The organism is Kribbella solani, assembly GCF_014205295.1.
In the GTDB taxonomy this organism is placed as follows: domain Bacteria; phylum Actinomycetota; class Actinomycetes; order Propionibacteriales; family Kribbellaceae; genus Kribbella; species Kribbella solani.
Window position 1 is genome coordinate 2,688,613 of record NZ_JACHNF010000001.1, and the last position, 12,499, is coordinate 2,701,111.

Sequence of the window (12,499 nt, forward strand, 5' to 3'; positions counted from 1 at the left end):
CCCAACTCTAGGCGAACCCGTCCAGCGGGCCGCGATCGTCTCAGGTGAGTGAGCCAGGATCCGGGGGTACGTCGACGGCATGGCTGCGGAGTACGCCGAGGGGGACGGTTTCGAGGGAACGGACGTGGGTGGCGGCCAGGACGACCGGGGTCGCGGCGCCGGCGCGGTAGGACTGGAGCCAGCGGGCCGCCACGACACACCAGCGGTCGCCGGGCTCCAGGCCGGGGAAGCCGTACTCGGGGCGTGGGGTGATCAGGTCGTTCCCCACCGATGCCTGATGGGTCAGGAACTCGGCGGTGACGACCGCGCACACGGTGTGGCTGCCGAGGTCCTCGGGGCCGGTGGTGCAGCAGCCGTCACGGTAGAAGCCGGTGACCGGATCGGTGCCGCACTCCTCCAGCGGCTCGCCGAGCACGTTCAGGTCGCGGTCCATGGCGGCAGCGGTCAGCTGGCCTTCGTGTCGCCGAGGCGGAGGTGCTCGTCGACCGACTCGCCGGCCTTGATCAGTTCCTTCGCCTTGTCCGCGTACATGTCGACGTACTCCTGGCCGGACAGGTCCATCAGCGCGTACATGATCTCGTCGGTGACCGAGCGGAGCACGAACCGGTCGCGCTCCATGCCCTCGTACCGGGAGAAGTCCATCGGCGTGCCGAACGCCACACCCGGACGGACCAGGCGCGGCAGCAGCCGGCCCTTCTCGCGGTAGAACCACTTCGGCCAGATCCGGCCCGGCGGCTGCAGCTTCTCGGTGCCGATCATCGCCACCGGGATCACCGGTACGCCGGCCACGATCGCCATCCGGGCGACGCCGGTCTTGCCCTTGTACAGCCGGCCGTCGGGCGAGCGGGTGCCCTCCGGGTAGATCCCGAACAGGCCGCCCTGCTCGAGGATGCCGAGGCCGGTGTTCAGCGCGGCCAGCGAGGCCCGGCCGCCGGAGCGGTCGATCGGGATCTGGCCGACCGAGCGGAAGAACGTCGCGACCAGCTTGCCCTTCAGGCCGGGCGCGGTGAAGTACTCCGACTTGGCCGGGAAGACGATCTGCCGCGGCACCGAGACCGGCAGGAAGATCGAGTCCGAGAAGGCCAGGTGGTTACTGACCAGCAGCGCCGGGCCCTCGGTCGGTACGTGCTCGACGCCGGTCACCTTCGGCCGGAAGAACAGCTTGACCAGTGGCGCGACCAGGAACCGTCTCAGGAACAGGTACAGCATCCGCCTCGACCTCCGTCATTCGCCGGCACATTCCGACTCGCTCACCCGACAACGCTCACCGACCCATAGTCGGTCAGTACCCACTTCCGGCACCAGTGCCCGCCGGTGGCGGTCCGGCGACGACTTCGGCACCGACCGTTCCGGACCGGACACTACGTTCCAGCTTCCCTCTCAGGCAATGTCACCGCCAGGAATGTAGGCGTTGCGCACCGTGTTGTCACCTCGATGCAGACTGGATGCAGACTGGGCGCGACCCAGATGCGACGATTGACACAACGCGCCGGCCGCCCCCGGTCCGCGCGTTGTGAGGACCGTGACCCGGCGAGGAGTCGAGCGTGCCAGTGCAAGCCCACGCGGAGGAGTTTCGCAGTCCCGGGACCGGGGAGAACGCGGCCGTCGGCGTGCTGCTCAGCCATGGGTTCACCGGTTCGCCGATCTCGATGCGGCCGTTCGGCGAGCACCTGGCCGCGCAGGGGTACGGCGTCGCGATCCCCCGGCTGCCCGGGCATGGGACCAGCTGGCAGGAGATGAACACCACCGGCTGGCCGGACTGGTACGCCGTGCTCGACAACGAGCTGGCGCGCCTGCGCAAGGAGCACGACCAGGTGTTCCTGGTCGGGCTGTCGATGGGCGGCTGCCTGGTGCTCCGGCTGGCCGAGCAGCACGGCGCCGACATTTCCGGACTGGTCCTGATCAACCCATCGGTCCGCACGGACGACAAGCGGCTCGTACTGCTCCCGGTGCTGGCCCGCCTGCTGCCGTCCTTCCCGGGCATCTCGAACGACATCAAGAAACCGGGCGCGAACGAGTACGCGTACGACCGGATGCCCTTGCGCGCGCTGCACTCGCTGTCCCAGCTGTGGAAGGTCACCCGGGAGGATCTGGCCAAAGTCACGCAGCCGGTGCTGTTGTTCCGCAGTACTGTCGATCATGTGGTGGAGCCGAGCTCGGGGCGGACGGTACTGTCCTCGATCTCGTCCCGCGACGTGACCGAGACCCTGCTCGAGGACAGCTATCACGTGGCAACTCTGGACAACGACGCACCGCGGATCTTCGCGGACTCGGCAGCCTTCATCGAGCGGCTGAGCGGGTCGGTGAGCGGTAGCGATGATGCGTGACAACGGACTGACGGCGGCGTCGTACACGTCGCTCGGCGGGATCGACCCGTTGGTGGCGGAACCGGTGCTGGACGCGCTCGCGGCGGCCGGGATCGCGGCGTACTGCGAGAACCAGTCCGAAGCCCGGACGCCGGAGGAGGCCGCCGAGCCGCCGGTCCGGATTCCGGTCGGGTACGAGGTGATCTACGTCGACGCGGAGGCGGTCGAGCAGGCCCGGCCGGTGATCGACCGGAGCACCGAGGACGCGGAGTGGAAGTCGCTGGTCGAGCAGTTCAACCAGCCGTCCGCGCCCGGACACGACGGCGCCGAGGACCCGGTGCCGCGCTGGCCGGTCAGTGAGGACGTCGACGACAAGTACGAGCCGCTGATCGACGTACCCGCCGGACTCGCCATCGAGGCCCCGGCCGAGGACGAGGACGAGGAGCCGGCGAAGAAGCCGGCCGACGACCCGCACGACCACTTCGTCCCACCGGAGCCGCCACGCGGTCCGCGACTGGACTGGATCAGCCGGGCCGCCTGGCTCGGGCTGCTCGGCGGTCCGTTGCTGCTGATCGTCGCCGCCCTGTTCGACTTCGGGACCGGCCGGATCACCACGCTCGCGGTCGCCGGGTTCATCGGTGGTTTCCTGACCCTGGTGCTGCGGATGAAGGACCGGCTGCCCCCGGGAAGTGGCGGTGACGACGGCGCGGTCGTCTGACCCTCGGAACCCTCCGAGTCGCCGCGGCGCTTCTGAGTTAGAGTGCACATCGTCGGACAATCCGACGACTGCAGTCCGATAGTTGGGGAGGTACCCGTGCAGGTCACCGAGACCGTCGAGATCACCGGCCACCTGATGGACTCCGGGCTGCTGTCCCGGGTCCTCGACGACATCCGCGGGTACGGCGGCGAGTACACGCTCGACAAGTTCGACCTCGGCTACGACAAGGACGATCCGTCCACCGTCCGGATGACCGTCGGCGCCGAGGACGAGGAATCGCTGCAGCGGCTGCTGATGCGCATCCAGACCAAGGGCGCGAACCTGGTCGACCCCGGCACGCCGGAGATCACCGAGGTGACCCAGGACGGCGTGTTCCCGGACGGGTTCTACTCGACCACGAACCTGCCGACCAGCGTACGGCTCGGCGGCCACTGGGTGCAGGTGCGGAACCCGGAGATGGACTGCGGCCTGCTCGTCGACGGTGACGTCGTCCGCACCATCCCGATGTCGGACGTACGCGCCGGGATGCGGATCATCACCAGCGCGCAGGGCGTCCGCGTCACGCCGCCGATCGTGGTGAACACCGAGGAAGGGTTCGGCTTCATGGAGTCGGACGTGTCGTCGGAGAAACCGCAGCGGGTACTGGTCAAGCAGGTCGCGGACGGGATGCGCGAAGCGAAGGCGAACGGGCAGAAGGTGCTCTGGGTCGGCGGCCCGGGCATCGTCCACACCGGCGCCGCGCCGGCCATGGTCGCGATCGTCGAAGCCGGGTACGTGGATGTGCTCTTCGCCGGGAACGCACTTGCCACGCACGACATCGAGTCGTCGCTGTACGGCACGTCGCTGGGCGTCGACCTGGCCCGTGGACGTGGCGTCGAGCATGGTCACGAGCACCACATCCGGGCGATCAACACGATCCGCAAGGCCGGGTCGATCGCGGACGCGGTCCAGCAGGGCGTACTGACGTCGGGCGTGATGCACGCGCTGGTACGGAACGGGAAGTCGTTCGTCCTGGTCGGATCGGTGCGCGACGACGGGCCGCTGCCGGACGTGTACACCGACGTGCTCGAAGGGCAGCGCGCGATGCGGGCCGAGCTGGACGGCGTCGGCTACTGCCTGATGGCCGCGACCATGCTGCACTCGGTTGCTACCGGCAACATTCTGCCGGCGTCGATTCCGCTGACCTGCGTGGACATCAACCCGGCGACGGTGACCAAACTCGCCGACCGCGGCTCGTCCCAGGCCCGCGGCATCGTCACCGACGTCGGCCTGTTCGTCGAACACCTGGCCCGCGAGCTGTCCCCGGAGTACGCCGCCGGGAAGTGACCCTGAGAAGTGACCCTGGGTGACCCCGTCGACGGTCAGGCTAGGCACATGATCGAGGATTTCGCCACGTTCCTGCGCCGTTTCGAGGAGGCGAACACCGCGTTCGTGAACGGTGACCCGTCGTTGTGGATGCCGTTGGTGTCACACAGCGAACAGAGCTCGATCTTCGGCGGGTTCGGCGGGCAGGAGATCGGCTGGTCGCAGATCGGGCCGCGGTACGAGTGGGCATCGGAACAGTTCCGCGAGCTCGGGGCGAAGGTCGAGTTCGAGTACCTGGTGAAGCACGTCGGCGCCGACACCGCGTACACGGTCGCGATCGAACGCTGCACGGTTCAGCACCGCACCCAGCCCGAGCCGGTCCCGCACGTACTCCGCGCCACGATGATCTTCCGCCTCGAAGCCGGCACCTGGAAAATCACCCACCGCCACGCCGACCCCCTCAACCCAAAGTCAGCCCCCTCCGGCCCGTGACGCCGGATGCCCCGTGGCAACGGGCGTCAGGGTCGCGCGGCACACCGGCCGTGCGGTGCACCAGCTCCCCCACCAGCGACAGCGTCTCGCGCGGGTCGCCGAACGATGAGCAGCGCCGGCGTCAGCCGCGGCTCAGGTTGTTGCCTGGACGGTGGGTGTGGCCACGCGGTGGTCCGGGAGGTGCTTCGCCGCGGCTGTTCGCGGGTTCGTCGTCGCCGCGGCTCTCGGCGGGACCGGACTGGCGGGCGGAGGCGCTTCGGGTCGGGTTCCGGGCCGTGCGGCCGGCGTCGGCGAGTTGTTGCTCGCGGCGGACGTTCCGGTCGAGGCGGTTGGCGAACTCGCCGACCGCCGCGGCCTCCTGGTCGGGGCCGGGGATCGCCGGGAAACGCATCTGCCCAGGTACCGGGTTGTGGTGCTTCGCGACGATCACCTCGTCGTACGCGAGGTTCGGATCGATCATGCCGGCACCACCGACCGGTACCACCACCAGACTGTGCTGTTCCAGCCCGGAGCTCTGCCCGACAACCACCCCGGACGTCGTACCGTCGGATGTCTCCGCCTGGTAGAAGTCCGTGCCGTACATCTCGTCCTTTACACAGGACGCCTCGACCGCGGCGATCACGTCCCGCCCCATCGTCGGCCGGTCGAACGTCACCGGCTGACGAGTGGCCGACTCACCGAGCACCACCGGCCGTACGCCGAGCTCCCGCTCCGAGCCACGCCCAGCCGCCACCGCCGCCTCGCGCTGCAGCTCGGTGCCGTAGTCCTTCAGCGAACGAACCACGTTCTCCAGATCGACGGCGCCTTGCGGCCGGATCTCCGGTCCAGGCAGCTGGTGCTGCACGGCCAGAACCGACTCATACGTCTTGTCCCACTCCACGTACGGCCGCGCGAGGTCCTCGGCGAGCACCACGTTGCGCTCGAGATTCCTGGAGGCGCGGCCGACCGTACTGAGGTAGCGGTCGTGATAGGCGTCGTCCTGGTAGTGCTCATCGCCGGACTTCTCGCTGACAGCCTTCGACGCGGCGATGAGTTGCGCGCCGGTCAGCGGCGGAACGAGCTTGACCGTATGCCAGGCGTTGGAGTCGCTCAGGTCGATCATCGGTCTCCTCGCAGGGGTTTTGGCTCGAGCGCGACGATCCTAGTGACGGAAGGGGTCCAGGGATGTGGGGCGACGGGTGGTGGGTGTTGGATGGGGCTCATGACCGAACTCGTGCAGCTGGTGGTGGCCGACGGCGTGGCGACGATCACGCTCAACTCGCCGCACAACAAGAACGCCCTCTCGCAGCAACTGACCGGTGAGCTGCTCGCGCACCTGGAGACGGCGGGTACGGACGACGCGGTGCGGGTGATCGTGGTGCGGTCCGCGCTGGAGGTGTTCTGTTCGGGCGCCGACCTGTCCGAGGCGACCACGGTCGGGATGAGCGTCGGCGCGCGGCGGATGGTCGACGTCCAGCGGGCGATCGTGGCGAACCCGAAGCCGGTGGTCGCGCGGGTCGCCGGTCCCGTCCGCGCCGGTGGGATCGGGATCGTCGCGGCGGCCGACGTCAGCGTGGCCGGTGAGAGCGCGTCGTTCGCGTTGACGGAGGTCCGGCTGGGGCTCGCGGCGGCGACGATCTCGCTGACCGTACTACCGCGGCTGACCGATCGCGCGGCCGCGTACACGTTCCTCACCGGCAACGCGTTCGACGCTCTGGAGGCGGCGCGCCTCGGCCTGGTCACGCTCACCGTGCCCGACGCTGAGCTCGGCACCGCCGTCGGTACGGTGCTGGAATCCCTCCTGAAGGGCGTTCCGCAGGGGTTGCGGGAGACCAAGAAGCTGCTGAACCGTACGCTGCTTGCCGACATCGATGCCCGTGGCAACGACCTCGCCGAGCTGTCGGCCGGGCTGTTCGGCTCCCCTGCCGCTCAGGAAGCCATGCTTTCCTTCCTCAATCGGAAGCAGAAAGGCTGAGTTCGACCAGCATCGGGAGGTGGTCGGAGGCAGCAGCCAGATCCTCGCGGGTGGCCGGGACGTGGCGGAGGCGGGCGGTCAGCGGTGGTAACGCGTTCCGGCTGCTGGTCCGGGTCGGGCCGGTGCTGAGCAGGGCGCCGTCGATGCGTTTGTACGGGGTGCTGGAGTTGAAGGTCGGGCCGGCGTCGGCGCCGAGGTCGGTCAGGCCTTCCTCGGCGAGGCGTTTCCAGATCGGGCCGTCGGGTTCTTCGTTCAGGTCGCCGGTCAGTAGGTAGGGCGTGCCGAAGGAGTTGCACAAGCTCAGTATCTGGGCTAGTTCGTGGATGCGGCCGCGGGGGTGCAGGCCGAGGTGGCAGACGACCACCGCCACGCGGGTCGAGCCGAGGTGTACGACGCCGCCGACCGTGCCGCCGGGGAGCTGGGTGGCGATGAAGTCGAGCCGGCGGCGGACGAACGGGCGCCAGGTACGGCGGCCGCGGATGCCGGTCAGTTCGATGCCGTCGGCAACCAGGATCGCGTTCCGCGCGGACGCCGCCACGTACCGCATCCCGAAGCTCGCCGCCATCGCCCGCCGCTTCCGCCGCGTCCCCCACCAGGTCGGCGCCTCCTGCACCAACATCACATCCGGCCGGCACCCCCGAACCACCCGCTCCAACGCAACCCGATCATCCCCCCACCGATGCACGTTGTACGACAAAACCCGAAACCCACCCCGCGGCTCCACCCGCTCTTTTCCCTTGGGTGTATTTGGCGGCAGCCCTTCCCCCTCGGGTGTTGCTGTCATGCTTCGTTGTCGGCGTTGGCGTCGGCTGGGTGCAGGTCGGCTTCCTGGGTGGCGGCACGCATGCCCGTACGCCGTCCGGTGCTCTTCCGGGCAGCGCGTTCCGTCCGGGTGGACCGGCCTCGGGCCGCGGCCGTCTTCGCCGTGACCGCGGTCGTCTTGACCCGGACACGCCGCAACCAGGTCGCCTCCTCGCGGGCCAGATCGGCCGCGCCGACCATCCCGGCCTCGGGACCGAGCACCGCGCGCACGATCCGCGCCTCCGGCCGGAACCCGCGCCCGGTCAGCGTCCGCTTGAACGCCTCCCGCGCCGGCGCCAGCAGCAACTCACCCGCGTCCGACACCCCACCACCGATCACGAACGTCCCCGGGTCCAGCGCGGCGGCGAGATTCGCCAGCCCGATCCCGAGCCAGCGCCCGACGTCCTCGAGCAGCTCGACCGCGACCGGATCGCCGTCCTTCGCCAGCTCGGTCACCATCGGGCCGTTGATGTTCCGCGGGTCACCGTCGGCCGCCCGCATCAGGTTGTGCGCCACCGGCGACCCGGACAGCGCCAGCTCGCGCGCCTCCCGGGTCAGCGCGTTACCCGACGCGTACTGCTCCCAGCAGCCCCGGTTCCCGCATTCGCACCGATGCCCGCCAGGCACCACCTGCATGTGCCCGAACTCGCCCGCGATCCCGAACTTCCCACGCTGCAGCGCGCCGTCGTTCAGGATCGCGCCACCGATGCCGGTCCCGAGGGTGACACAGACCAGGTGGCTCTCGCCCTGGCCGCCACCGAACCGCCACTCCGACCAGGCGGCCGCGTTCGCGTCGTTCTCGACCACTACCGGCAGCCCGAGCCGGCGCTCGACCGCGTCCCGGAGCGGTTCGTGCCGCCAGGCGAGGTGCGGCGCGAACAGCACCGACGACCTGGTCCCGTCGACGAACCCGGCGGCGCCGATCCCGACCGCGATCACGTCGTGCCGGGACTCCAGGTCGTGGACGATCTCGGCGATCGCGTCCTCGGTCTCCTTCGGGTCCTTGGTCGGCGTGTCCCGGCGCAACCGGTCAAGGATGTTGCCCTCCGGGTCGACCACGCCGGCGGCGACCTTGGTGCCGCCGATGTCGATCCCGATCGTCAAAGCCTGCGTCAGAGCCAAGGTTCGACCTTCCTCGCACCACTCCCGGCCCCCGCCGAAACAACCCCAGTATCCCGCGTCACCCTCCGCGACCACAGCACCGCCCGCTCCCGGGACAGAACCGGGAAGGCGGAGGTCACTGGTGGGGCTCCGGGGTGGTGGCGGCTGGGTGGCGGGCCAGGTCGGCGGCGCCGATCAGGCCGGCGTCGTTGCCGAGTTCGGCGAGGGTGAACTCGGCGTGTGGCCGGTTCGACCTGGCCGGCAGGTTCTTCTCGAACGCTGCCTGCGCCGACTTCATCAGCAGTCCCTTCGCCGCGCTGACCCCGCCGCCGATGACGATCTGGGTCGGGTCGAACATGGTCGCCAGGCTGGCCAGCCCCTCGCCGAGCCAGCGGCCCAGATCCTCGAGCAGCTCGACCGCGCACGGGTCGCCGGCCATCGCGGCCTCGGTGATCATCGGTCCGGTCAGTTGCGCCGGGTCGGAGATCCCGCACACGCTCAGCATCTGCGCGGCCGCCAGCGATCCCGATTCGGCCTGGGCGCGGCCTTCACGGACCAGCGCCGTACCGGACGCGTACTGCTCCAGGCAGCCGCGCGCTCCGCACCCGCAGCGATGCCCGCCGGGTACGACGCGCATGTGCCCGAGCTCGGCCGCGACACCGTGCGCGCCGCGCAGCAGCTCACCGTCGATCACCACGCCGCCACCGATGCCCGTACCGACAGTGATGCACACCATGTGCTCGACGTTCTTGGCCGCGCCGAACGCGAACTCGCCCCAGGCGGCCGCGTTCGCGTCGTTCTCGACCACGACCGGAACGTTCAGTTTCGCCGCCACCCGGGCGCCCAGCGGCTCGTCCCGCCAGGCCAGGTTCGGCGCGAACAGTACGGTCGAGCGGTCCGCGGAGACGAACCCGGCGGCGCCGATCCCGACCGCTTCCACGTCGTGGCCGGCGATCAGTTCGGCGGCCGCGTCGCAGATCGCGTCCGCGGTCGCGTCCACCGAGCTCGCCGGGGTGTCGCGGTGCGTCCGGACGCCGATCCGGCCGTCCTCGCCGACCACGCCGGCCGCGATCTTCGTACCGCCGACATCGATGCCGATCGTCAGTCCCATGGTTCGGGGTCCTCACTCACGTCGATCCGGTCCACCCGGGACCGGGCCGGTTCCTCGTCTGGTGGCGAGGATCGCGACGCTGCGTCCTCCCGCGCCTGCCGGGCCGCGTCCGCGGCGGCCTCGAGCAGAGATCTGACCGAGCCCAGGACGTGCGCGGCAGCGGTGGTCAGCTGCTCGATCGTCTCCGGGCTGGTGTTCCGTACCTTGTGGATGAGCTGACAGACCGGGCACCAGACACAGTCCGGCCCCAGCTTGTGCTCATGCGGGTCCTCGGGCCGGTCCTCCGGCTTGTGGCTGGGCTCCGGCGGGTCGTCGTGCTCCGCCGGCGCGTCGCTCGCCGCGTTCTGCAGCACCGCGAACAGCTTCGCGGCCTCTTCCGCCAACGAACCCACTGGCTCTTTACTCATGGAGCCTTCCCGAGCGCGGCTTCACGGCGGGCCAGCTGTTCGTGGTACTCGGCGGTCAGGCCCTGCGCCAGCTCCTGCGCCGACTCCAGCGGACCCGCTCCGCTCGGCACCTCGGCCGCCGGTACGGGACGCGCTGTCTCACGTGGCGCGAACCGGACCTGCAGGCGGCCGTCGTCCAGCCGGGCGCCCGCGACCACACCGCGCGCCAGCGCCGCCGGCAGCGGCAGCACCCGCCGGTACGAGCCGACCGTGATGATCAGCTCGTCGCCATGCCGGGCCAGCTCCAGCTCGTCGGCCGATGCCAAGGGCAACGGCATCGTCAGCGTGTACGTCCGCCCGTCGGTGTCGATGTGCCGGTCGACCCAGAGCGAAGTTTCGTCGGTGGCCCGCGCGAACGGGTCGTCACCGCCGTACATCTCGACCGCGAACGCGGCCAGCTCCTCGACGCCGACCGGCTCACAGACCCGGTACGGCGACTCCCAGATCGGCAGTGGGCGGAACGAGTCCGCCACTTCTTCGAGGATGCCGCGCTGCGCGGCGACCCACTGCCGGCGCCAGGTGTCGGCGCCGGCGGCCGGGAACACCCGGTTCGCCACGACGCCGTCGACGCGGTAGCCGTACAGGGACAGGCGGGTCAGCGACCGCCGCGCCTCGGCCACCACGACCGCCTCCGGCGTCAGCACCAGCCGCACCGAGGCGTCCGGCCCGGCCAGCAGCGTACGGATGTCGGCGAGATCGTTCTGCAGCCGGCGGAGCGCGTCGAAGACGGTGTCGTCCGGCATCGGGAGACTCGACCCGCGGCTCAGGAACGGCCGGAACGTCCGCATCATCTTCCGCTCGGCGTTGAAGATCCGGTCCAGGTACCAGTTCAGGGCCTCGGGCAGCGCGAGCAGCCGCAGCGTCTCCGCGGTCGGCGCGCAGTCGACCACGATCACGTCCCAGCGGCCGGACCGGACGTGGTCGCGAACCTCGAGCAGCGCGAGCACCTCCGCGGCGCCGGGCAGTACGGTCAGCTCCTCGGCCTCGATCGGGTCCACCCCGACCATGTGCAGCACCGACCGCAGGTACGCCTGGATGTCGCCCCAGGACCGCTCGAACTTGCGCTGCGCGTCGATCTGCTGGACGAACAGCAGATCGTCGATCTCGGTCGGCTCCGGCCCGACCTGCGAGTCGAACGCGTCCGACAGCGAATGCGCCGCGTCCGTCGACAGCACCAGCGTCCGCAACCCCCGCAACGCCGCCAGCGTCGCGGTCCCCGCGGCCGAAGTGGTCTTCCCGACGCCGCCTTTACCCGTGTACAGCAGAACCCGTGTCACCGGACACTCACGACTCGACGCGCTTCTTGAGGCCCTTCAGGGCGGTGTCGATGATTACCTTTTCTGCCTTGCGTTTCAGCATGCCGATCATCGGGATCGCCACGTCCACCGCCAGCCGGTACGTCACCTCGGTCCCCCCACCGTTCTCCGTGCCCAGGTCGCGGAGCACATACGCGCCGTCCATCCCCTTCACCATCTTCGCCTCGACCAGCGTCCAGGTCACCTCGTTCCGGGACCAGACGTAGGCCAGCGTGTACTCGTCGGAGATCGCCCCGGCGTCGACCTTGAACCGTACCCGATTGGGCCGGCCGGCCTCGTCGGTGGACAGCACCTCGGTCTCCCGCATCGAATCGGCCCACTCCGGGTACGCCGCGAAGTCCGCGATCACCGCCATGATCTCTTTGGGGGTCGCGTTCACGACGATCGTCGAGGTGGTCTGTTCCGCCATCAATTCACCTCTTAGCTGGGACGACTGCTGTGCGTGTTGGCCGGGCCTGTTGTCTTACCTGGTAACTCCTGCGCGCCGGGCGTACTGCCCTCCCCGGAGACTATCGCGGGATCGGCTTGGACACGGCGTTCGCCTGCCGCCCGGCCCGCTTCGGCCGCGTCCTTGAACCGCCAGATCCGCTCCCGGTACGCCGCGACGTACCGTTCCTTCAGCCGGGCCAGCGCCCGCCCACGGACCGGCCTGGCCGGGTCGACCCGCAGGTACCAGTGCACGACCACGCCGTCGCGGACCGGCTCCAGCCACCACTCGGCCGTACCGATCGCGGCGCCCGTGACGGCCCACCGCACCCCCTTCGCGCCACGCCGCTCGGTGGGGGTCAGGGTGAGTTCCGGCCACCATTCACGCCACAGGGTGTCCGTACCGAGCCGCTCGGCGACGTAGGCTGGATCAGCAACGACGAAGTCGTCGCAACTGATGTCGAGCGTGGGCATGGCTAGAACCTAGTTCCCTGGGTCACATAAACCTGGCTACTTGTGGGTA

Annotated in this window: 15 protein-coding genes; 5 read left to right on the forward strand and 10 right to left on the reverse strand. The window is 69.9% G+C overall.

Annotated elements, in window-relative coordinates:
• Nucleotides 1-40: 40 nt before the first annotated feature.
• A complete protein-coding gene (locus HDA44_RS12050; protein WP_184833823.1) occupies nt 41-433 on the reverse strand; it encodes a DUF2237 family protein in 393 nt (130 codons plus the stop codon).
• 11 nt (nt 434-444) lie between these two features.
• Complete coding sequence (locus HDA44_RS12055) at nt 445-1,209, reverse strand: lysophospholipid acyltransferase family protein (RefSeq protein WP_184833825.1); 765 nt, start codon at nt 1,207-1,209, stop codon at nt 445-447.
• 335 nt (nt 1,210-1,544) lie between these two features.
• Here HDA44_RS12055 and HDA44_RS12060 point away from each other — a divergent pair, with 335 nt between their 5' ends.
• The 4 genes from HDA44_RS12060 to HDA44_RS12075 all read left to right on the forward strand — a co-directional run bounded on the left by HDA44_RS12060 (nt 1,545) and on the right by HDA44_RS12075 (nt 4,821).
• A complete protein-coding gene (locus HDA44_RS12060) occupies nt 1,545-2,327 on the forward strand; it encodes an alpha/beta fold hydrolase (protein ID WP_184833827.1) in 783 nt (260 codons plus the stop codon).
• Nucleotides 2,317-3,024, forward strand: coding sequence for a hypothetical protein (locus HDA44_RS12065; RefSeq protein ID WP_238352424.1), 708 nt, complete (start codon nt 2,317-2,319; stop codon nt 3,022-3,024). The genes HDA44_RS12060 and HDA44_RS12065 overlap by 11 nt, the downstream gene beginning before the upstream one ends.
• Before the next feature lie 96 nt (nt 3,025-3,120).
• Nucleotides 3,121-4,350 carry an ornithine cyclodeaminase, nickel-pincer nucleotide-dependent gene (locus tag HDA44_RS12070; protein ID WP_184833829.1) on the forward strand — a complete coding sequence of 410 codons (1,230 nt, stop codon included), beginning with the start codon at nt 3,121-3,123 and terminating at the stop codon, nt 4,348-4,350.
• A 48-nt stretch (nt 4,351-4,398) separates the two neighbouring features.
• Complete coding sequence (locus HDA44_RS12075; protein WP_184833831.1) at nt 4,399-4,821, forward strand: YybH family protein; 423 nt, start codon at nt 4,399-4,401, stop codon at nt 4,819-4,821.
• Between the two features lie 121 nt (nt 4,822-4,942).
• Here the strand turns inward: HDA44_RS12075 and HDA44_RS12080 are convergent, their stop codons facing one another.
• Nucleotides 4,943-5,923, reverse strand: a complete 981-nt coding sequence (locus tag HDA44_RS12080) for a hypothetical protein (protein WP_184833833.1) — start codon at nt 5,921-5,923, stop codon at nt 4,943-4,945.
• Between the two features lie 99 nt (nt 5,924-6,022).
• Here HDA44_RS12080 and HDA44_RS12085 point away from each other — a divergent pair, with 99 nt between their 5' ends.
• Complete coding sequence (locus HDA44_RS12085; protein WP_337905883.1) at nt 6,023-6,775, forward strand: enoyl-CoA hydratase-related protein; 753 nt, start codon at nt 6,023-6,025, stop codon at nt 6,773-6,775.
• Here the strand turns inward: HDA44_RS12085 and HDA44_RS12090 are convergent.
• The 7 genes from HDA44_RS12090 to HDA44_RS12120 form a co-directional block, all read right to left on the reverse strand.
• Nucleotides 6,753-7,559 carry an endonuclease/exonuclease/phosphatase family protein gene (locus HDA44_RS12090; RefSeq protein ID WP_184833838.1) on the reverse strand — a complete coding sequence of 269 codons (807 nt, stop codon included), beginning with the start codon at nt 7,557-7,559 and terminating at the stop codon, nt 6,753-6,755. The genes HDA44_RS12085 and HDA44_RS12090 overlap by 23 nt on opposite strands.
• Complete coding sequence (locus tag HDA44_RS12095) at nt 7,556-8,698, reverse strand: ROK family glucokinase (RefSeq protein WP_184833841.1); 1,143 nt, start codon at nt 8,696-8,698, stop codon at nt 7,556-7,558. The genes HDA44_RS12090 and HDA44_RS12095 overlap by 4 nt, the downstream gene beginning before the upstream one ends.
• A gap of 115 nt (nt 8,699-8,813) precedes the next feature.
• Nucleotides 8,814-9,788 carry an ROK family glucokinase gene (locus tag HDA44_RS12100; protein ID WP_184833843.1) on the reverse strand — a complete coding sequence of 325 codons (975 nt, stop codon included), beginning with the start codon at nt 9,786-9,788 and terminating at the stop codon, nt 8,814-8,816.
• Complete coding sequence (locus HDA44_RS12105; protein ID WP_184833845.1) at nt 9,779-10,195, reverse strand: hypothetical protein; 417 nt, start codon at nt 10,193-10,195, stop codon at nt 9,779-9,781. The genes HDA44_RS12100 and HDA44_RS12105 overlap by 10 nt, the downstream gene beginning before the upstream one ends.
• Nucleotides 10,192-11,511 (reverse strand): TRC40/GET3/ArsA family transport-energizing ATPase, encoded by a 1,320-nt coding sequence (locus HDA44_RS12110; protein WP_184833847.1) that lies wholly within the window; start codon nt 11,509-11,511, stop codon nt 10,192-10,194. Before HDA44_RS12110 ends, HDA44_RS12105 begins: the two co-directional genes overlap by 4 nt.
• Before the next feature lie 7 nt (nt 11,512-11,518).
• Nucleotides 11,519-11,959, reverse strand: a complete 441-nt coding sequence (locus tag HDA44_RS12115) for an SRPBCC family protein (protein ID WP_184833849.1) — start codon at nt 11,957-11,959, stop codon at nt 11,519-11,521.
• 11 nt (nt 11,960-11,970) lie between these two features.
• Nucleotides 11,971-12,450, reverse strand: coding sequence for a polyketide cyclase / dehydrase and lipid transport (locus HDA44_RS12120; RefSeq protein ID WP_184833850.1), 480 nt, complete (start codon nt 12,448-12,450; stop codon nt 11,971-11,973).
• Nucleotides 12,451-12,499 lie beyond the last annotated feature (49 nt).